The 20008-nt window shown below is 53.9% G+C and carries 16 protein-coding genes and 1 riboswitch; of the genes, 3 read left to right on the top strand and 13 right to left on the bottom strand.

From position 1 onward, the window contains the following. Positions 1–102: 102 nt before the first annotated feature. Entirely contained in the window at positions 103–2454 is a 2352-nt protein-coding gene (polB, locus tag A9587_RS08565; RefSeq protein ID WP_105281913.1) for a DNA polymerase II, read from the bottom strand. 74 nt (positions 2455–2528) lie between these two features. Further along, positions 2529–3224: an L-ribulose-5-phosphate 4-epimerase gene (gene araD, locus A9587_RS08570; protein WP_000888659.1), complete on the bottom strand. Its 696-nt coding sequence runs from the start codon at positions 3222–3224 to the stop codon at positions 2529–2531. Here araD and A9587_RS08575 point away from each other — a divergent pair. After that, positions 3223–4014: a hypothetical protein gene (locus A9587_RS08575; protein WP_105281914.1), complete on the top strand. Its 792-nt coding sequence runs from the start codon at positions 3223–3225 to the stop codon at positions 4012–4014. The two genes, araD and A9587_RS08575, sit on opposite strands and share 2 nt — an antisense overlap. Here A9587_RS08575 and araA read toward each other — a convergent pair. Then, positions 4011–5513: an L-arabinose isomerase gene (gene araA, locus A9587_RS08580; RefSeq protein WP_000151713.1), complete on the bottom strand. Its 1503-nt coding sequence runs from the start codon at positions 5511–5513 to the stop codon at positions 4011–4013. The two genes, A9587_RS08575 and araA, sit on opposite strands and share 4 nt — an antisense overlap. A gap of 10 nt (positions 5514–5523) precedes the next feature. Then, positions 5524–7224, bottom strand: coding sequence for a ribulokinase (gene araB / locus A9587_RS08585; protein ID WP_000951828.1), 1701 nt, complete (start codon positions 7222–7224; stop codon positions 5524–5526). A gap of 338 nt (positions 7225–7562) precedes the next feature. On the opposite strand from araB, the gene araC reads away from it, so the two are divergent. Together araC and A9587_RS08600 are read left to right on the top strand one after the other, a co-directional pair. Then, positions 7563–8441 (top strand): arabinose operon transcriptional regulator AraC, encoded by an 879-nt coding sequence (gene araC, locus A9587_RS08595; protein ID WP_001517733.1) that lies wholly within the window; start codon positions 7563–7565, stop codon positions 8439–8441. An 85-nt stretch (positions 8442–8526) separates the two neighbouring features. Beyond that, positions 8527–9291 (top strand): DedA family protein, encoded by a 765-nt coding sequence (locus A9587_RS08600; protein WP_016249604.1) that lies wholly within the window; start codon positions 8527–8529, stop codon positions 9289–9291. Between the two features lie 111 nt (positions 9292–9402). On the opposite strand, the gene thiQ is transcribed toward A9587_RS08600, so the two are convergent. The 9 genes from thiQ to leuL form a co-directional block, all read right to left on the bottom strand. After that, positions 9403–10101 (bottom strand): thiamine ABC transporter ATP-binding protein ThiQ, encoded by a 699-nt coding sequence (gene thiQ / locus A9587_RS08605; RefSeq protein WP_105281915.1) that lies wholly within the window; start codon positions 10099–10101, stop codon positions 9403–9405. Continuing rightward, positions 10085–11695 carry a thiamine/thiamine pyrophosphate ABC transporter permease ThiP gene (thiP, locus tag A9587_RS08610; RefSeq protein WP_105281916.1) on the bottom strand — a complete coding sequence of 537 codons (1611 nt, stop codon included), beginning with the start codon at positions 11693–11695 and terminating at the stop codon, positions 10085–10087. The genes thiQ and thiP overlap by 17 nt, the downstream gene beginning before the upstream one ends. After that, positions 11671–12654, bottom strand: coding sequence for a thiamine ABC transporter substrate binding subunit (gene thiB / locus A9587_RS08615; RefSeq protein ID WP_001517735.1), 984 nt, complete (start codon positions 12652–12654; stop codon positions 11671–11673). Before thiB ends, thiP begins: the two co-directional genes overlap by 25 nt. 30 nt (positions 12655–12684) lie before the next feature. After that, a riboswitch (TPP riboswitch) is annotated at positions 12685–12784 on the bottom strand. 33 nt (positions 12785–12817) lie between these two features. Beyond that, positions 12818–14473 (bottom strand): DNA-binding transcriptional regulator SgrR, encoded by a 1656-nt coding sequence (sgrR, locus tag A9587_RS08620; RefSeq protein ID WP_001517736.1) that lies wholly within the window; start codon positions 14471–14473, stop codon positions 12818–12820. Positions 14474–14821: 348 nt separating this feature from the next. Beyond that, positions 14822–15427, bottom strand: a complete 606-nt coding sequence (leuD, locus tag A9587_RS08630) for a 3-isopropylmalate dehydratase small subunit (RefSeq protein ID WP_001517737.1) — start codon at positions 15425–15427, stop codon at positions 14822–14824. A gap of 10 nt (positions 15428–15437) precedes the next feature. After that, the gene (leuC, locus tag A9587_RS08635; protein ID WP_105281917.1) at positions 15438–16838 is read right to left on the bottom strand and encodes a 3-isopropylmalate dehydratase large subunit; all 1401 of its coding nucleotides are present in this window, start codon (positions 16836–16838) and stop codon (positions 15438–15440) included. Between the two features lie 2 nt (positions 16839–16840). Next, on the bottom strand, positions 16841–17932 hold the full coding sequence (gene leuB, locus A9587_RS08640) for a 3-isopropylmalate dehydrogenase (RefSeq protein ID WP_000042367.1): 1092 nt from the start codon (positions 17930–17932) through the stop codon (positions 16841–16843). Next, entirely contained in the window at positions 17932–19503 is a 1572-nt protein-coding gene (gene leuA / locus A9587_RS08645; protein WP_016249606.1) for a 2-isopropylmalate synthase, read from the bottom strand. The genes leuB and leuA overlap by 1 nt, the downstream gene beginning before the upstream one ends. A 91-nt stretch (positions 19504–19594) precedes the next feature. Continuing rightward, a complete protein-coding gene (gene leuL / locus A9587_RS08650) occupies positions 19595–19681 on the bottom strand; it encodes a leu operon leader peptide (RefSeq protein WP_010378126.1) in 87 nt (28 codons plus the stop codon). Positions 19682–20008 lie beyond the last annotated feature (327 nt).

Genomic DNA, 20008 nt, shown 5'->3' on the forward strand with positions numbered 1-20008 from the left:
TAGTGGCGTTATTCAGGTCCAGGAATGGAAAGGGCGCTATGGTACTGGATGGCGGCGCTTTCGTCACGCATCAAAATGGCATCTGACGAACTCTTTTTTTGCTCAAAATAGCCCAAGTTGCCCGGTCATAAGTGTAGCAAAATTATCCTCAATAAAGGGGAGTATTCCTTCCGCCACAGGTTGAAGCTGGCGGGTCAGATAGTGTTCGTAATCCAGCGGCGAACGTTGATAGTCCAGCGGCTCCGGGCCGTTGGTGGTCCATACGTACTTAATGGTGCCGCGGTTCTGGTATTGCAAGGGGCGGCCGCGCTTTTGGTTTTCTTCATCGGCAAGGCGAGCAGCGCGTACGTGAGGCGGCACATTTCGTTGATATTCGCTTAGCGGGCGGCGGAGTCGTTTACGGTAAACCAGTCGGGCATCCAGTTCGCCCGCCATCAGTTTGTCGATAGTTTCGCGCACGTATTCCTGATACGGTTCATTGCGAAAGACACGCAAATACAGCTCCTGCTGAAACTGCTGAGCCAGCGGTGTCCAGTCGGTACGCACGGTTTCCAGTCCTTTAAACACCATCCGTTGCTTGTCGCCTTCCTGAATCAGCCCGGCATAACGCTTTTTACTGCCGGTATCAGCTCCGCGAATGGTAGGCATCAGAAAACGGCAGAAATGAGTTTCATACTCCAGTTCCAGTGCGCTGGTCAGCCGTTGTTTTTGCAGCGTTTCCGCCCACCAGGCGTTAACGTGCTGTACCAGTGCGCGACCGATTTTCGCCGCCTCTTCTTCGCAATGTGCGCCTTTCAGCCAGACAAATGTTGAGTCGGTGTCACCGTAGATCACGTCATAACCCTGTGCTTCAATTAACGCTTTGGTTTGTCGCATGATCTGATGGCCGCGCATGGTGATCGACGACGCCAGGCGCGGATCGAAGAATCGACAGGCGGTGGTGCCGAGCACGCCATAAAAGGCATTCATAATGATCTTCAGCGCCTGCGACAGCGGCTTATTGCCCTGACGTTTGGCTTCATCGCGCCCGTGCCAGATGTTAGTCACAATCTCCGGCAGGCAATGTTTCTCCCGCGAAAACCACGCATCGAGAAAACCTTCGGTGCTGTGTTCTAGATCAGGCTGCGCCATGCCTTCCACCAACCCGACGGGATCAATCAGAAAGGTGCGGATGATCGACGGGTACAGGCTTTTGTAGTCCAGCACCAACACCGAATCATAAAGTCCGGGTCGTGAATCCATCACATAGCCGCCAGGGCTGGCGTGAGGCGGCACTTCACCGAGATTGGGGGCGACATATCCGGCGCGATGCATACGCGGAAAATAGAGATGACCAAACGCAGCCACCGAACCGCCGTGCCTGTCAACCGGCAGGCCGTTCACCGTCGCTCGTTCGAGTAAAAATGGCATGATCTCGGTTTTATGGAAGATCTGTGTGACCAGTTCGCAATCTTTCAGGTTATAAGTCGCCAGTGCAGGCTTATCTTCGGTGAAACGGCGGTCAATTTCGTCCATGCGATCCCACGGGTTATCGATAGATTTGCCTTCGCCTAACAATTCCTGGGCAACGGTTTCCAGCGAAAACGAAGAGAAATTCCAGAACGCAGATTTCAGCGCTTCAATACCATCGATAATCAGCCGACCTTTGGCCTGGGCGAAAAAGACACCGTTTTTAAAGCCGTGCTCGCGCCACTCCAGCTCACTGTTATCGCGCCCCAGACGCAGGGGAATGCGATAACGCTCGGCATGTTTTTGCAGCATCCGTAGATCGAACTGCACTACGTTCCAGCCGATGATCACATCCGGATCGTGAGTTGCAAACCAGGCGTTGAGTTTTTCCAGTAGTTGCGGACGGCTGGCAACATACTCCAGATCGAAATTGAGCGCGGAGGCGTCGCCATTCTCTGGCCCCAGCATATAAACGATGCGCTGCCCGCAACCTTCCAGGCCGATACAGTACAGCTCACCGTGGCGGGTGGTTTCAATATCAATAGAAACCCACTTGAGCGGCGGACGATAGTCGGGATTAGGTTTCAGACGGGCGTTGACGATAGCGCCATCACGGAAATCACCGTCGACCCACACCGGAGCGGTGATAAAACGCTCCATCAGATAACGTTCTGGCGGACGCACATCGGCCTCGTAAACGGTGACGCCAGCTTCACGCAGGCGCTTTTCGTAATTCATCAACTGGCGATGGGCGCGACAGTAAAGGCCATGCACTGGCTGGCGGTGAAAATCCTTTAACGCCAGCGGCGTCAGACGAAATCCTTGCTCACTTTGCAAAATGAGCTGGGCGCGGGGAACCTGATCGGTGGGAATAAACGCCACGGATTCTTGCGGCGCAAGCGTAACGTGCAACGGCCCGTTGTCCGTCGCTAACCAAAAGGAAACTTCGGTTCCTTGCGGGGTATCCCGCCAGTGTCGGGTTAAGATAAAACCTGCCTGCGCCACGCTGAAAATCCATCAAAAAACCAGGCTTGAGTATAGCCTGGTTTCGGTCGATTGGCTGTGGTTTTATACAGTCATCACTGCCCGTAATACGCCTTCGCGCCATGTTTACGCAGGTAGTGCTTGTCCAGCAGCGTTTGCTGCATATCCGGTAACCGTGGCGCTAACTGGCGGCAGAAAATCCCCATATAAGCGACTTCTTCCAGCACGATGGCGTTGTGTACCGCATCTTCGGCGTTTTTACCCCACGCAAACGGGCCGTGAGAATGCACCAGCACGCCAGGCATTTGCGCCGCATCGATACCCTGTTTTTCGAAGGTTTCGACGATGACATTACCGGTTTCCCACTCATATTCGCCGTTGATTTCCGCATCGGTCATTTTGCGGGTGCAGGGAATGGTGCCGTAGAAATAGTCGGCGTGGGTAGTGCCAGTTGCCGGGATTGACTGGCCTGCCTGTGCCCAGATCGTGGCATGGCGGGAGTGGGTGTGCACAATGCCGCCGATGGACGGGAATGCCTGATAGAGCAGCCGGTGAGTTGGCGTGTCGGAGGAGGGCTTTTTCGTTCCTTCAACCACTTCACCGGTTTCGATGCTGACCACGACCATATCGTCGGCGGTCATGATGCTGTAATCGACGCCGGAAGGTTTGATCACAAAGACGCCGCGCTCGCGATCAACGGCGCTGACGTTGCCCCAGGTCAGTGTGACCAGGTTGTGTTTTGGGAGCGCCAGGTTGGCTTCTAATACCTGACGTTTGAGATCTTCTAACATGTTGACTCCTTCGTGCCGGATGCGCTTTGCTTATCCGGCCTACAAAATCAGCCTTCGGCTCGCAATCGCAGGCCTGATAAGACGCGCCAGCGTTGCATCAGGTGCTGAATGCCGGATGCGCTTTGCTTATCCGGCCTACAAAATCAGCCTTCGGCTCGCAATCGCAGGCCTGATAAGACGCGCCAGCGTTGCATCAGGTGCTGAATGCCGGATGCGCTTTGCTTATCCGGCCTACAAAATCAGCCTTCGGCTCGCAATCGCAGGCCTGATAAGACGCGCCAGCGTTGCATCAGGTGCTGAATGCCGGATGCGCTTTGCTTATCCGGCCTACAAAATCAGCCTTCGGCTCGCAATCGCAGGCCTGATAAGACGCGCCAGCGTTGCATCAGGTGCTGAATGCCGGATGCGCTTTGCTTATCCGGCCTACAAAATCAGCCTTCGGCTCGTAATCGCAGGCCTGATAAGACGCGCCAGCGTTGCATCAGGTGCTGAATGCCGGATGCGCTTTGCTTATCCGGCCTACAAAATCAGCCTTCGGCTCGTAATCGCAGGCCTGATAAGACGCGCCAGCGTTGCATCAGGTGCTGAATGCCGGATGCGCTTTACTTATCCGGCCTACAAAATCAGCCTTCGGTTCGTAATCGCAGGCCTGATAAGACGCGCCAGCGTTGCATCAGGCGCTGAATGCCGGATGCGCTTTGCTTATCCGGCCTACAAAATCGCAGCGTGTAGGCCTGATAAGACGCGCCAGCGTCGCATCAGGCGTTACATACCTGATGCGGCTACTTAGTGACGAAATCCGTAATACACTTCGTTCCAGCGCAGCGCGTCTTTAAACGCAGGCAGGCGGGTGTCGTTATCAATCACCGTGATTTCAATGTCGTGCATCTCGGCAAACTGGCGCATATCGTTCAGGTTCAGCGCATGACTGAAGACGGTATGGTGTGCGCCACCAGCGAGGATCCACGCTTCGGAAGCGGTTGGCAGATCCGGTTGCGCTTTCCACAGTGCATTCGCCACCGGCAGTTTCGGCAGGGAGTGCGGCGTTTTCACCGTATCGATGCAATTAACCAGCAGACGATAACGATCACCGAGATCAATCAGGCTGGCGACGATGGCCGGGCCAGTTTGAGTGTTGAAGATCAGGCGGGCAGGATCATCTTTACCGCCAATACCAAGGTGCTGAACGTCGAGGATCGGTTTCTCTTCTGCCGCGATCGACGGACAGACTTCCAGCATGTGGGAGCCGAGCACCAGGTCATTACCTTTCTCGAAATGATAGGTATAGTCCTCCATAAAGGAGGTGCCGCCCTGCAGACCGGTTGACATCACCTTCATGATGCGAAGCAGGGCGGCAGTTTTCCAGTCGCCTTCGCCCGCAAAGCCATAGCCCTGTTGCATCAGACGTTGTACGGCGAGACCAGGGAGTTGTTTCAGACCGTGCAGATCTTCAAAGGTGGTAGTGAACGCGTGGAAGCCACCTTGTTCCAGGAAACGCTTCATTCCCAGCTCAATCCGTGCCGCTTCCAGCACGTTCTGCCGTTTTTCACCGTGGATCTGTGTGGCAGGCGTCATGGTGTAGCTGCTTTCGTACTCATCAACCAGCGCGTTGACATCGCCATCGCTGATTGAGTTAACCACCTGCACCAGGTCGCCAACTGCCCAGGTATTAACGGAGAAACCGAACTTGATCTGCGCGGCAACTTTATCGCCGTCAGTGACCGCCACTTCACGCATATTGTCGCCAAAGCGGCAGACTTTCAGATGACGGGTATCCTGTTTAGACACAGCCTGGCGCATCCAGGAGCCGATACGTTCATGAGCTTGTTTATCCTGCCAGTGACCGGTGACCACGGCATGTTGCTGGCGCATACGAGCGCCGATGAAGCCGAACTCGCGGCCGCCGTGTGCGGTCTGGTTCAGGTTCATAAAGTCCATATCGATGCTGTCCCACGGTAATGCAGCGTTAAACTGGGTGTGGAATTGCAGCAGTGGTTTGTTGAGGATGGTCAATCCGTTGATCCACATTTTGGCCGGGGAGAAAGTGTGCAGCCACACCACCAGACCCGCGCAACGATCGTCATAATTGGCGTCACGGCAAATCGCGGTGATTTCATCCGGTGTGGTGCCCAGTGGTTTCAGCACCAGTTTACAGGGCAGTTTCGCTTCCGTATTCAGCGCCTTAACGACGTGCTCGGCATGTTGGGTGACCTGACGCAGGGTTTCCGGGCCATACAGATGCTGGCTGCCAATGACAAACCACACTTCATAATTATCAAAAATCGTCATTATCGTGTCCTTATAGAGTCGGAACGGCCTGGGCAGCCTGTGCCGGGGCAGAAGTTGGAAGATAGTGTTGTTCGGCGCTCATCGCCCACTGCTGATAGCGGCGATAAAGCTGTTCAAAGTGTTGTGCCTGTTCGCTGCGCGGTTGCAGCGTTTTCTCGACCGCGCTGGCCATTTTTTGTTGTGCTGATGGGATATCTGAGTGCACTTTTGCAGCAACGGCGGCGAAAATCGCTGCGCCGAGCGCGCAGCACTGGTCAGAAGCGACAATTTGTAGTGGGCGATTCAGCACGTCGCAGCAGGCCTGCATAATGACCTGGTTTTTGCGGGCGATGCCGCCCAGCGCCATCACGTTATTGACGGCGATCCCCTGCCCGGTGAAGCACTCCATAATTGCGCGCGCGCCAAAGGCGGTAGCGGCAATCAAACCGCCAAACAGCAGAGGAGCATCGGTAGCGAGGTTCAGATCGGTAATCACCCCTTTCAGGCGTTGGTTAGCGTTTGGCGTGCGGCGACCGTTAAACCAGTCGAGTACCACCGGCAGGTGATCCAGAGACGGATTTTTGGCCCACGCCTCGGTCAGCGCAGGTAACAGTTGTTTTTGGCTGGCGTTGATTTGTTCTTTCAGTTCCGGATGCCGGGCGGCAAGTTGTTCCAGCGGCCAGCCGAGTACGCGACCAAACCAGGCGTAGATATCACCAAATGCTGACTGACCGGCCTCCAGGCCGATAAACCCAGGCACTACACTGCCATCAACCTGACCGCAAATACCTTTCACTGCGCGCTCGCCAACGCTGTGTTTGTCGGCAATGAGAATGTCGCAGGTAGAAGTACCGATCACTTTTACCAGTGCGTTAGGCTGTGCGCCCGCGCCGACCGCGCCCATATGGCAGTCAAACGCGCCACCAGAAATCACTACGCTTTCAGGCAGACCGAGACGCTGCGCCCATTCCGGGCATAAAGTGCCAACTGGAATATCGGCAGTCCAGGTGTCAGTAAACAGCGGGGAGGGCAAATGTCGATTGAGGAGCGGGTCCAACTCATCAAAGAAACTGGCTGGTGGAAGACCGCCCCAGCTTTCATGCCACAGTGATTTGTGTCCGGCGCTGCAACGCCCGCGACGGATATCTTGCGGGCGAGTGGTGCCAGAGAGCAGGGCTGGCACCCAGTCACATAGCTCAATCCACGACGCGGCTGATTGCGCCACGGCGCTGTCCTGGCGGGTAACGTGGAGTATTTTCGCCCAGAACCATTCGCTGGAATAAATACCGCCAATATAGCGAGAATAGTCAACTTTGCCGGGTGCGTGACACAAGCGGGTGATCTCTTCCGCTTCTTCAACCGCTGTGTGGTCTTTCCACAAGACGAACATCGCGTTCGGGTTTTCAGCAAACTCCGGGCGTAGCGCCAGCACGTTGCCGTCGGCGTCGATTGGTGCAGGCGTGGAGCCCGTGCTATCCACACCAATGCCGACCACATCCGCGCGTTGTTCGGCGTTAAGCTCTGCAAGCACAGTTTTTAGCGCCGCTTCCATTGACTCAATGTAGTCACGTGGATGATGACGGAACTGGTTATTTGGGGCATCACAAAATTGCCCTTCCTGCCAACGGGGATACCACTCTACGCTGGTGGCGATCTCTTCACCGGTGGCGCAGTCCACCGCCAAAGCTCGCACAGAATCACTGCCAAAATCGAGGCCAATTGCAATCGCCATCGTTTCACTCCATCCAAAAAAACGGGTATGGAGAAACAGTAGAGAGTTGCGATAAAAACAGTCAGGCAGTATTCGCTAATCTTATGGATAAAAATGCTATGGCATAGCAAAGTGTGACGCCGTGCAAATAATCAATGTGGACTTTTCTGCCGTCATTATAGACACTTTTGTTACGCGTTTTTGTCATGGCTTTCGGCCCCCTTTGTTACAAAATGCTTTTCACAAGCGGGGTTGCCGGTTGGATTAGCGAGAAGAGCCAGTAAAAGACGCAGTGACGGTAATGTCTGATGCAATATGGACAATTGGTTTCTTCTCTGAACGGCGGGAGTATGAAAAGTATGGCTGAAGCGCAAAATGATCCCTTGCTGCCGGGTTACTCGTTTAACGCCCATCTGGTGGCGGGTTTAACACCGATTGAGGCCAACGGTTATCTCGATTTTTTTATCGACCGACCGCTGGGAATGAAAGGCTATATTCTCAATCTCACCATTCGTGGACAGGGTGTGGTGAAAAATCAGGGACGAGAATTTGTTTGCCGACCGGGGGATATTTTGTTGTTCCCGCCGGGAGAAATTCATCACTACGGTCGTCATCCGGAGGCTCGTGAATGGTATCACCAGTGGGTTTACTTTCGTCCTCGCGCCTACTGGCACGAATGGCTTAACTGGCCGTCGATATTTGCCAATACCGGTTTCTTTCGCCCGGACGAAGCGCACCAGCCGCATTTCAGCGAGTTGTTTGGGCAAATTATTAACGCCGGACAAGGAGAAGGGCGCTATTCGGAACTGCTGGCGATAAATCTTCTTGAGCAATTGTTACTGCGGCGGATGGAAGCGATCAATGAGTCGATGCATCCGCCAATGGATAATCGGGTACGCGAGGCTTGTCAGTACATCAGCGACCACCTGGCAGACAGCAATTTTGATATCGCCAGCGTTGCACAGCATGTCTGCCTGTCGCCGTCGCGTTTGTCGCATTTGTTCCGTCAGCAGTTAGGGATTAGCGTCTTAAGCTGGCGTGAGGATCAACGCATTAGCCAGGCGAAGCTGCTATTGAGTACAACCCGGATGCCTATCGCGACGGTCGGGCGCAATGTTGGCTTTGATGATCAACTCTATTTCTCGCGGGTATTTAAAAAATGTACTGGGGCCAGCCCAAGCGAGTTCCGTGCTGGTTGTGAAGAAAAAGTGAATGATGTAGCTGTCAGGTTGTCATAACTGGTAACGAATCAGAGAATTGACGGCTTGACGGAGTAGCATTGGGTTTGCAGAATCCCTGCTTCGTCCATTTGACAGGCACATTATGCAAGCATTGCTGGAACACTTTATTACCCAATCCACCGTTTATTCGCTGATGGCGGTGGTATTGGTGGCTTTTCTGGAGTCGCTGGCGCTGGTCGGTTTGATTTTGCCCGGTACGGTACTGATGGCGGGGCTGGGAGCGCTGATTGGCAGCGGCGAGTTAAGTTTCTGGCACGCCTGGCTGGCGGGGATTGTTGGCTGCCTGATGGGGGACTGGATCTCTTTCTGGCTGGGCTGGCGTTTTAAAAAGCCGCTCCATCGTTGGTCGTTTCTGAAGAAAAACAAAGCGTTGCTCGATAAAACCGAACATGCGTTGCATCAACACAGCATGTTTACCATTCTGGTCGGTCGTTTTGTCGGCCCGACGCGTCCGCTGGTGCCAATGGTGGCAGGGATGTTGGATCTGCCCGTAGCAAAATTTATTACGCCAAATATTATCGGCTGCCTGCTGTGGCCACCGTTTTACTTCCTGCCGGGGATTCTGGCGGGGGCGGCGATTGATATTCCTGCCGGGATGCAGAGCGGTGAATTTAAGTGGTTATTGCTGGCAACGGCGGTGTTTTTGTGGGTTGGCGGCTGGTTGTGCTGGCGGTTATGGCGCAGTGGCAAAGTAACCGATCGCTTAAGCCATTATTTGTCGCGTGGTCATCTGCTGTGGCTGACGCCGCTAATTTCTGGCGTTGGGGTAGTGGCGCTGGTGGTGTTGATTCGCCATCCGTTGATGCCGGTGTATATCGATATTTTGCGTAAAGTGGTTGGGGTTTAGGGCATAGTCTTGTACGGGGCGCCTGATGCGACGCTTGCCGCGTCTTATCAGGCCTACAATACACCCCCCGTAGGTCGGATAAGGCGTTCACGCCGCATCCGACAGTGCATATTAGCCTTTAATTCCCAACAGCGCCGAAGCACTCGCCTTACCGCTCAATAACTCATTTGTCTTCCCCTGCCAGGCGATGCGCCCGTCGGCAACCACCACCGAGCGCGTGGCGATCCGCGCGGCATCTTCTACGCTATGTGACACCATCAATAGCGTCATTTTTTGCTGCTGGCAGCTCGTGCTCACCAGCGTCAACATCTCCTGACGCAGCGCCGGATCGAGTGCGGAGAACGGTTCATCAAGCAATAAAATGGGCTGTTCACGAACCAGACTGCGCGCTAACGCCACGCGCTGCCGCTGGCCGCCGGAAAGCTCACCCGGTAACCGCGCCATTAAATTATCAATCCCCATCTGACGGGCGATTGCGTGCATTTTCTCCTGCTGTATTGCGTTCAACTTCAATCCCGGATTCAATCCCAGCCCGATGTTCTGCGCTACCGTCAGGTGGCTGAACAGGTTGTTCTCCTGAAACAGCATTGATACCGGACGGCGTGACGGCGGTGTCGTCGTGTGATCAATACCGTCGATAGTCAGCGAACCGCTGGCTGGCGTCAGAAAACCGGCGATCAAATTCAGCAGGGTACTTTTACCTGCGCCGCTTGGCCCGAGGATCGCCACTTGCTCGCCGCGTTCCACCGTTAAGCTAAAACGCATTGGCAAATGGTGATAAAGCCAGGTGATATCAGTCAGTCTTAACATTTCGCCCCGGTAGTTTTTCAATCATGGTAAACAGCAGAAAACAGAGCAGCAGCAGAATTAATGCGGTGACCGCGCCGTCCTGGCTGCGGTAAGAGCCAATTTGCTGGTAGAGATAAAACGGCAGGGTGCGGAAATCATCGTTACCGAACAATGCCACCACACCAAAATCACCAATCGACAGCACGCAGGCAAAAGCCAGTGCCTGCGCCAGCGGACGTTTCAGGGCGCGCAGCTCGACCATTTTTAAACGCGACCAGCCTTCAATGCCCAACGACTGACACAACATGCTGTAGCGGGCGGTGATATCGCGCATCGGGTTTTCCAGCACTTTCAGCGCGTAAGGGATCGCCATTAGCGCATTGGTGAAAATCACAATGCCGTCAGCAGATTGTGGCAGGCCAGTAGTGTTGTTGAGCAATAAAAAGAAGCCCGTTGCCAGCACAATGCCGGGCATGGCGAGGATCAGCATTCCGCTCATCTCCAGTGTCTGACCAGCCAGCATTTTCTGCCGCGCCCGCAGTTCGCGACTGCTCCACAGCAGCATCATGGTCAGCACTACGCACAATACGCCTGCCGCCAGCGCGATGCGCAATGAGGTCCACAGTGCCTGCCACAGTACCGGTTGTGCCAGCACTTCTGGCAACTGGTAATTCACGCCATCAACGATCACCGCCAGTAACGGTGGCAGCAACAACAGCAGCGCCAGCACGATCAGCACCGTATCGCAAATGCGGCTGTGCAGACGATCGTCCGGGTCGCGCCAACCGTGCAGCAGCGTAGTGCCGGGGGCGATGGCCTTACTTAATCGTTGGCTCAACAACACCAGTCCCAGACAGCACACCATCTGGATCAGCGCCAGCATTGCTGCGCGGGCGGGATCGTAGTCGTAACTCAGCGCCTGATAGATTGCCAGTTCGATAGTCGTCGCCTGTGGCCCGCCGCCCAGCGCCAGCACGGTGGCGAAGCTGGCGAAACAGAGCATAAAGATAAGCGCAGCAACCGGCGGGATTTGTCGCCGTAACCACGGCCATTCGACGAAGCGGAAAAAATGCCAGCCGCGCATCCCAAGCTGGGCGGCAAGTTGACGTTGTTCACCGGGGATGTTTTCCAGTGCCTGGAGTAATAAGCGGCTCGCCATCGGCAGATTAAAAAATACGTGCGCCAGCAAAATGCCTTGCAGGCCGTAGGGCGAAAAAGTCCACTCCAGACCAAGCGATTGCCAGAGCGATGCCAGCCAGCCCTGGCGACCATAAACGCTAAGAATGCCGAAAACAGCGACCAGCACAGGCAGGATTAAGGTCATGGCGCACAGACGCAACAGCGCCTGCCGCCCCGGAAAGCGCCTGCGGTAGAGGGCGCGGGCGAGGAATATTGCGGGCACGACAGAGAGCAGCGCAGAGAGAAACGCCTGCCAGAAGGAGAAGCGCACCACATGCCACAGGTAGCTGTCCTGCCATATTGTTGCCCAGTCCCCCTGCGGCGCGTTCCACCACAGCGCGAGAAACGCCGCCAGTGCAACCGCCACCACCAGCGTGGCGGCGCTTACACCTGGAATTAACCAGCCAGGAATTAACGGCTGACGGCGCGTTGCCATTCGCTAATCCATGCCTGACGTTGTGCCGCCACTTCGGCTGGCGTGAATTCCAGCGTGGTGGCCGGTTTGGTCAGTTGTTCAAAACCGGCAGGTAGTGCGACGTTTGCTACCGGATACATCCAGTTGCCGGTTGGGATCGCATTCTGGAAAGCCGGAGAAACCATAAACTGGAGGAATTTTTGTGCCAGCTCCGGCTGCTTGCTGGCAGCGGTGCGGGCGGCGACTTCCACTTGCAGATAGTGACCTTCGCTAAAGTTGGCGGCGGCGTAGTTATCTTTCTTCTCTTCGAGAATGTGATAAGCCGGAGAAGTGGTGTAGCTCAATACCAGATCGCTTTCGCCTTTTAAAAACAGGCCATAGGCTTCGCTCCAGCCTTTGGTGACGGTGACGGTTTTCTTCGCCAGTTTCTGCCAGGCTTGCGGGGCGTCATCGCCATAGACTTTTTGCATCCACAGCAGCAGACCCAGACCTGGCGTACTGGTGCGTGGATCTTCATAAATCACCCGCCAGTTTTGATCGCTCTCAACCAGTTCTTTCAGGCTTTGCGGCGGATTTTTCAGTTTGTTCTTGTCATAGACGAAGGCGAAGTAGCCGTAATCAAATGGTACGAAAGTGTCATTATTCCAGCCGCCGGGTACATTGATCGCATCCGCTGACACGCCGCTTTTGGTAAACAGCCCGGTTTTGCTGGCGGCATCTAACAGATTGTTATCCAGACCCAGCACCACATCGGCTTTGCTGTTTTTACCTTCCATCCGCAGACGGTTGAGCAGCGAGACGCCATCTTCCAGCGCCACCAGTTTCAGTTCGCAATGACAGTCGGCTTCAAAGGCTTTTTTGACTACCGGACCTGGCCCCCAGTCGGCAGCGAAGGAGTCGTAGGTATAGACGGTCAGAACAGGTTTCGCAAAAACGGGCGCTGTGCACAGCAACAGCAAAGGAAGACATTTTTTTAACACTTTGCACCTCAAAGAAGAGTGGCAAAGGACTTGAGAAGGAGCCTCAAATCCCTTCGCCGGCGTTATCCGGATCAGGTTCGACGGGTATTTTCTCAGCGCACGCATTTGCGTGGCACCCCGTTGAGAACGGCGTTAGTGTAGTGAGTTTGTTATCAACCAGCAATCATGGATCCGGCGGTGCAAACCACGCTGATTTAAAATCGAACCATCCAAGGGTATTCATGCGCAGGCCGCGCATACTGCGTTGCCCCTGAATGATCAGCCAGTGATGGATCAATGGCACCATCGCTTTGCTGGTCACTAACTGCTGGCACCAGTTCGCCAGATTCATCTCGCCATTGCGCCAGCGCGCGGCATCGGCTTGCCAGTCGATCGGAATACAGTGTTGTAGCAGCGGCACTTCGCACAAATGCGCGAACAGCGAAAAATCCAGCGGCAGCGTAAAGTTGGCGCTGTTAAGCCAGATATCGCTTTCGATCTCTCCCGCATGCCACTGATCGTAGCTGATCTCGTTGATGTTAAGCGTTACCTGATGGCTCGCCAGAATTTGCTGCATGATCCTGGCAATTACCCGATGTTCAATATGATCCTGATAAAAGGTCAGGGTAAGGCTTTCCAGCCCGGCGGGTTTTTCGCAATGCGTGGGGCGGGCATGGTGCCAACGGGGGAGCAGTCCGTAGGCCGGGAACCAGAGTTGCTGGTACTGTTCTTCCGCGAAATAGACCAGATTGCTCGGAGAAAGAACGTAGCTTACCCAGTCTCTGACTTGCTGATTCGCCCCGCGATGGGTGCGGCTGTCGAACAGTAAATAGTAGCAACCTTCTTCCAGGCGGCTTTCAATCTCTTTTTCCTCACCCTGCGGCCCTTTCAGCATTAGCCCTCCGGCTGGCTCGTCGGCAATTTCCGGCAGAACCCAGACGTTAACTTCATCGATGAGTGCCCGATAACCGAAGAAGTCATCGAATGCCTGAATTTTCAACTGATTGGCGCTGTTACGCATTACCGCATACGGACCGGTGCCGATCGGATGACTGGCAAAGTTGCTGATGGTTTCCCATTCCCGTGGCAGGATCATCGCCGGAACTTGCCCCAGTAGTAACGGCAACCAACGATCGGGCTGCGTAAGATGGATATCCAGCGTCCAGGGCGTTGGCGAAACAATTTCAGCAATGTGGGAATAGAGCGGCTGCGTATTGAGCCGTTTCAAAGAGGCGATGACATCGTCCATTTCCAGCTCACGGCCATGATGAAATTGGATACCGGGACGTAAAAAGAAACGCCAGTGAAGTGGGGAAATTTGTTGCCAGTGGTGGGCAATGTCCGCCTCCAGTTCCCCATTTTCCTCATTTATGCGGGTTAACGCGCTGAAGATTTGCCGGGCGATATGCGTTTCGGAACGGCGTAATGCGCTGCCAGGTAGCAGATTACGCAACGGACGATAGTAGAGCACGCGCAGAATGTGCCGCCCCTGGCGGAAGCTACGCCCCAGATGGGAAACCAACATTTGCCGCACAGCGGTTTTATCACCGACGAGTTGCACCAGTTGATCGATACGATCCTGTTCCAGCAGATCCTCCGCCCGCTGTTGCTGAAGCGCAAGTCCGGTGTAGAGGAAGGTCAAACGCGAGCGTTTACCGCGGCCAACCTCCGCCTCCCACGTCAGCCAGCCACGATCCTGCATGGTGTTTAGCAGGGTGCGCATATGACGGCGGGAACAGCTCAATAACTCTGCCAGTTCGTTGAGCGTCGTGTTCTGCGATTTACCCTCGCAGCATTGCCACAGCCGGATGAACTGTTGTTGCAGACGACCTGAAGGCATAAAAGGGGAACTCCTGCGCAAAAGTCAGCAATTTTATTATCCCTATATTAAGTCAATAATTCTTAACGATGAAGCAAGGAGGTATCCCATTCGTCAGTTTTATCGGCACTATTTTGCAATGACAGCAATGATGTGCTGACTGAGTTGGTTAAGCGTTCCACAACGATTAGCCATGCTTGAATAACTGATGCAGTGGGAGGGGAGTCATTCTGACTACTGATCTGCAGACATCATGTGTGACTGAGTATTGGTGTTAATCGCCACGCCAGCAGTGAATACCTGCTGGCTTTTTTCTTTTTGGCGATTGAGTGCCGGATGCGGCGTGAATGCCTTATCCGACTCATAAAACTAGCGCATAAACGCCGGTTGCTTCTCTTCATAATCAGCAATGGCATCGCCGTGCTGCAACGTCAGACCGATGCTATCGAGACCGTTCATCATGCAGTGGCGGCGGAAGGCATCGATGGTAAAACGATAAGTTTTATTCCCCGCTTTCACCTCTTGCGCTTCCAGATCCACGTCGAAGTGAATTCCCGGATTAGCCTGCACCAGTGTAAACAGCTCGTCCACTTCGGCATCGCTTAATTTCACCGGCAGCAACTGGTTGTTAAAGCTGTTGCCGTAGAAGATGTCCGCGAAACTGGGCGCAATCACCACCTTAAATCCGTAATCGGTCAGCGCCCAGGGAGCGTGCTCACGCGAGGAGCCACAGCCGAAGTTTTCCCGCGCCAGTAAAATGGAAGCGCCCTGATATTGTGGGAAATTCAGCACGAAGTCCGGGTTTGGCTGTTGGCCTTTTTCATCCAGAAAACGCCAGTCGTTAAACAGATGCGCGCCAAAACCAGTGCGCGTCACTTTCTGCAAAAACTGTTTCGGGATAATGGCATCAGTGTCGACATTGGCGGCATCCAATGGAACAACCAGGCCTGTGTGTTTGATAAATTTCTCTGCCATGGTGTGCTCCTTATTTAATGTTGCGAATGTCAGCGAAATGACCTGTGACGGCAGCGGCGGCCGCCATTGCCGGGCTAACCAGATGCGTGCGCCCGCCGCGCCCCTGGCGGCCTTCAAAGTTACGGTTGCTGGTGGAGGCACAACGCTCGCCCGGATTCAGGCGATCGTTGTTCATCGCCAGACACATTGAGCAGCCAGGCAAGCGCCATTCAAAACCCGCTTCAATAAAAATTTTGTCCAGCCCTTCTGCTTCTGCCTGCGCTTTTACCGGGCCAGAGCCGGGAACGACCAGTGCCTGAACGCCTGGCGCAACTTTCCGCCCTTTGGCGATTTCCGCCGCTGCACGTAAATCTTCAATACGTGAGTTGGTGCAGGAACCGATAAATACTTTATCGATAGCGACTTCGGTCAGCGGAATACCCGGTTTCAGCCCCATATAGGCCAACGCTTTTTCTGCTGACGCGCGCTCAACCAGATCGGCAAACGAAGCGGGATCGGGAATATTGTCGTTCACGGAGATCACCTGGCCTGGGTTGGTGCCCCAGGTGACTTGCGGCGCAATCTCTTCTGCTTGCAGAGTGACAACAGTATCGAAAGTTGCACCTTCGTCGGTTTGCAGTGTTTTCCAGTAGGCGACGGCGTCGTCGAAATCTTTGCCTTTCGGCGCATGAAGACGGCCTTTGACATAGTTAAAGGTGGTTTCGTCCGGCGCAACCAGACCGGCTTTTGCGCCCATTTCGATTGCCATATTGCACAGGGTCATGCGACCTTCCATGCTTAAATCACGGATTGCTTCACCGCAAAACTCCACCACATGCCCGGTGCCGCCTGCACTGCCGGTTTTACCGATAATTGCCAGCACGATATCTTTCGCAGTAATTCCTGGTGCGGCTTTACCCTGGACTTCAATTTTCATGGTCTTCGCACGACCCTGCTTCAGGGTTTGCGTTGCCAGCACGTGTTCAACTTCGGAAGTACCGATGCCAAACGCCAGTGCGCCAAACGCGCCGTGGGTGGCGGTATGCGAGTCGCCGCAAACAATGGTCATTCCCGGTAAGGTGACGCCTTGTTCTGGCCCCATCACGTGGACAATTCCCTGATACGGGTGATTCAGGTCATACAGCTCGACGCCAAAATCTTTGCAGTTTTTGATCAGCTCCTGCATCTGGATGCGCGCCATTTCTCCGCAGGCATTAATGTCTTTGGTCTGGGTCGAGACGTTGTGGTCCATAGTGGCGAAAGTTTTACCTGGCTGACGTACCGGGCGTCCGTGGGTGCGCAGACCATCAAACGCCTGCGGTGACGTCACTTCATGCACCAGATGGCGGTCGATATATAACAGCGGGGTTTCGTTTTCAGCTTCGTAAACTACATGAGCGTCGAACAATTTTTCGTATAACGTCTTAGCCATAATTACACCCCTTCTGCCACATAGCGGGCAATGATATCGCCCATTTCATCGGTACTTACGGCGGCAGCGCCACGGGCCAAATCTCCGGTGCGAATGCCTTCTTCTAATGCGCGGTTAATGGCGCGTTCAATAGCGGAAGCCGCATCATCGGCATCCAGGCTGTAGCGCAACAGCAGCGCCAGCGACAGAATTTGCGCAATTGGGTTAGCGATGTTTTTGCCTGCGATATCCGGCGCAGAGCCGCCTGCCGGTTCATACAGACCAAAACCTTGTTCGTTCAGGCTGGCGGAAGGCAACATCCCCATCGAACCGGTAATCATCGCGCATTCGTCAGAAAGAATGTCACCAAACAGGTTGGAGCACAGCAGCACGTCAAATTGCGACGGATCTTTAATCAACTGCATGGTGGCGTTGTCGATGTACATATGTGCCAGTTCAACATCCGGATATTCAATGGCGATCTCGTTAACGATCTCCCGCCATAAAATAGAGGATTGCAGCACGTTGGCTTTGTCGATTGACGTGACTTTGCGGCGACGTTTGCGGGCAGATTCAAACGCGATGCGGGCAATGCGCTCGATCTCAAAACGGTGATATACCTCGGTATCAAACGCTTTTTCATACTGACCGCTACCTTCACGGCCTTTCGGTTGACCGAAATAGATGCCGCCGGTTAACTCACGCACGCACAGGATGTCGAAGCCGTTAGCGGCAATATCAGCACGCAGCGGACAGAATGCTTCCAGCCCCTGATACAGTTTTGCCGGGCGCAGATTGCTGAATAATTTGAAATGTTTACGCAGAGGTAACAGCGCGCCGCGTTCTGGTTGTTGGTCTGGCGGCAAATGCTCCCACTTCGGGCCACCTACCGAGCCAAACAGTACGGCATCGGCTTGTTCACAGCCTTCAACCGTCGCTGGCGGCAACGGCTGCCCGTGGTTATCAATGGCTGCGCCGCCAACATCGTAATGGCTGGTGGTGATACGCATCGCAAAGCGGTTACGCACGGCATCCAGTACTTTCAGGGCCTGGGTCATGACTTCCGGCCCGATCCCATCCCCAGGTAAAACAGCAATATGGTAATTCTTCGACATCACACGGTTTCCTTGTTGTTTTCGTTGTGTTGAGCTTTGCGTTGTAACTCTTTTTCGACTTCTGCGGCGCGCCAGATATTGTTCAGCACGTGCACCATTGCTTTGGCGGAGGACTCGACAATATCGGTGGCCAGGCCGACGCCGTGGAAGCGGCGACCGTTGTAGTTAGCGACGATATCCACCTGACCCAGCGCATCTTTACCGTGGCCTTTGGCGGTCAGGCTGTATTTCACCAGTTCGACGTTGTAGTCAGTGATACGGTTAATCGCCTGGTAGACGGCATCAACCGGGCCATTACCGTTGGCGGCTTCCGCTTTGACTTCCCCGCCACAGGCCAGTTTGACGGCGGCAGTGGCGATATCGTTAGAACCCGACTGCACACTGAAGTAATCCAGACGGAAGTGTTCCGGTTCTTCTTGCTGTTTACCAATAAAGGCCAGAGCCTCCAGGTCGTAATCAAATACCTGGCCTTTTTTATCTGCCAGTTTCAGGAAAGCGTCGTACAGATTGTCTAAATTATATTCACTTTCTTTATATCCCATCTCATCCATGCGGTGTTTTACTGCCGCACGACCAGAACGAGAGGTCAGATTTAACTGGATTTGGTTCAGACCAATAGATTCTGGTGTCATGATTTCGTAGTTTTCGCGATTTTTCAGCACGCCATCCTGATGAATACCGGAGGAGTGTGCGAACGCGCCGCTGCCAACAATGGCTTTGTTTGCCGGGATCGGCATATTGCAAATCTGGCTAACTAACTGACTGGTGCGCCATATCTCCTGGTGATTAATGGCGGTGTGGACGTTGAGAATATCCTTACGCACTTTGATCGCCATGATCACTTCTTCCAGCGAACAGTTACCCGCGCGTTCACCGATCCCGTTCATCGCACCTTCTACCTGCCGTGCTCCGGCATGTACCGCCGCCAGCGAGTTGCCGACCGCCAGGCCTAAATCATCGTGAGTGTGTACGGAAATAATGGCTTTATCGATGTTTGGTACGCGTTCATACAGACCGCTGATGATTCCGGCGAACTCAAATGGCATGGTATAGCCCACGGTGTCCGGGATGTTGATGGTAGTGGCACCGGCGTTAATTGCTGCTTCGACCACTCGCGCCAGATCGGCAATCGGTGTGCGTCCGGCGTCTTCGCAAGAAAATTCAACATCATCGGTGTAATTGCGTGCACGTTTCACCATATAGATGGCGCGTTCGATCACCTCATCCAGCGTGCTGCGCAGCTTGGTGGCAATGTGCATTGGGGAGGTGGCAATAAAGGTATGAATACGGAAGGCTTCGGCAACTTTCAGGGATTCTGCCGCCACGTCGATATCTTTTTCCACGCAACGGGCTAACGCACAAACGCGGCTATTTTTGACCTGGCGAGCAATGGTTTGCACCGATTCGAAATCGCCCGGCGAAGAGACGGGGAAACCGACTTCCATCACGTCAACCCCCATTCGCTCAAGGCCCAGCGCAATTTGCAGTTTTTCTTTCGCACTCAAGCTTGCCTGTAACGCCTGTTCACCGTCGCGCAATGTGGTATCGAAAATAATGACTTGCTGGCTCATAGTTTGGATCCTTGTCTCTTTTAGGGCGCTTCGCTTCGGGCATAAAAAAACCCGCGCAATGCGCGGGTTTTTTGTCTGACTGCGTGCTGGCTTAATGCTGGATGCCGCTCACTCGTCTACCGCGCAAAGAAGATGCGTTTAGTAGTAGTAGACCGTTAAAGCGAACGATGTGAGTCATTAAATCAGCTCCGGATGAATGCGATATGCTTTTAGAGTTACTGGATACAAAAACGGATGTCAACCCTGATGCAACAAAAACGGTTCACCAGCGAGAGTTCTGTATGCGTCAAATTAGCTAATTGTGCTGCAAGAGTAAAAACAGTCGATATTAATTTCTGTTTAACCGCTCATACTTTTCATTGGTAGACATACTTCAGAATAATTTATTGCATTTAATCAACGAGGTAAGAAAGAGTAAAACTTGCTCGCTACCGCAACTATCCTGATGATTTGTATTGAATTATATGCTGTACGAATGTTTTTATATTGATTTAGTGAATATTAT

Source organism: Escherichia sp. MOD1-EC6162, from assembly GCF_002965125.1.
GTDB lineage: Bacteria > Pseudomonadota > Gammaproteobacteria > Enterobacterales > Enterobacteriaceae > Escherichia > Escherichia marmotae.

Coding starts and splice junctions, on each gene's coding strand:
- leuL (WP_010378126.1), bottom strand. CDS start 19,681: ATGACTCACATCGTTCGCTTTAACGGTCTACTACTACTAAACGCATCT.
- A9587_RS08600 (WP_016249604.1), top strand. CDS start 8,527: ATGCAAGCATTGCTGGAACACTTTATTACCCAATCCACCGTTTATTCG.
- araB (WP_000951828.1), bottom strand. CDS start 7,224: ATGGCGATTGCAATTGGCCTCGATTTTGGCAGTGATTCTGTGCGAGCT.
- thiP (WP_105281916.1), bottom strand. CDS start 11,695: ATGGCAACGCGCCGTCAGCCGTTAATTCCTGGCTGGTTAATTCCAGGT.
- thiQ (WP_105281915.1), bottom strand. CDS start 10,101: ATGTTAAGACTGACTGATATCACCTGGCTTTATCACCATTTGCCAATG.
- leuA (WP_016249606.1), bottom strand. CDS start 19,503: ATGAGCCAGCAAGTCATTATTTTCGATACCACATTGCGCGACGGTGAA.
- sgrR (WP_001517736.1), bottom strand. CDS start 14,473: ATGCCTTCAGGTCGTCTGCAACAACAGTTCATCCGGCTGTGGCAATGC.
- leuC (WP_105281917.1), bottom strand. CDS start 16,838: ATGGCTAAGACGTTATACGAAAAATTGTTCGACGCTCATGTAGTTTAC.
- leuD (WP_001517737.1), bottom strand. CDS start 15,427: ATGGCAGAGAAATTTATCAAACACACAGGCCTGGTTGTTCCATTGGAT.
- araD (WP_000888659.1), bottom strand. CDS start 3,224: ATGTTAGAAGATCTCAAACGTCAGGTATTAGAAGCCAACCTGGCGCTC.
- A9587_RS08575 (WP_105281914.1), top strand. CDS start 3,223: ATGTTGACTCCTTCGTGCCGGATGCGCTTTGCTTATCCGGCCTACAAA.
- leuB (WP_000042367.1), bottom strand. CDS start 17,932: ATGTCGAAGAATTACCATATTGCTGTTTTACCTGGGGATGGGATCGGG.
- araC (WP_001517733.1), top strand. CDS start 7,563: ATGGCTGAAGCGCAAAATGATCCCTTGCTGCCGGGTTACTCGTTTAAC.
- araA (WP_000151713.1), bottom strand. CDS start 5,513: ATGACGATTTTTGATAATTATGAAGTGTGGTTTGTCATTGGCAGCCAG.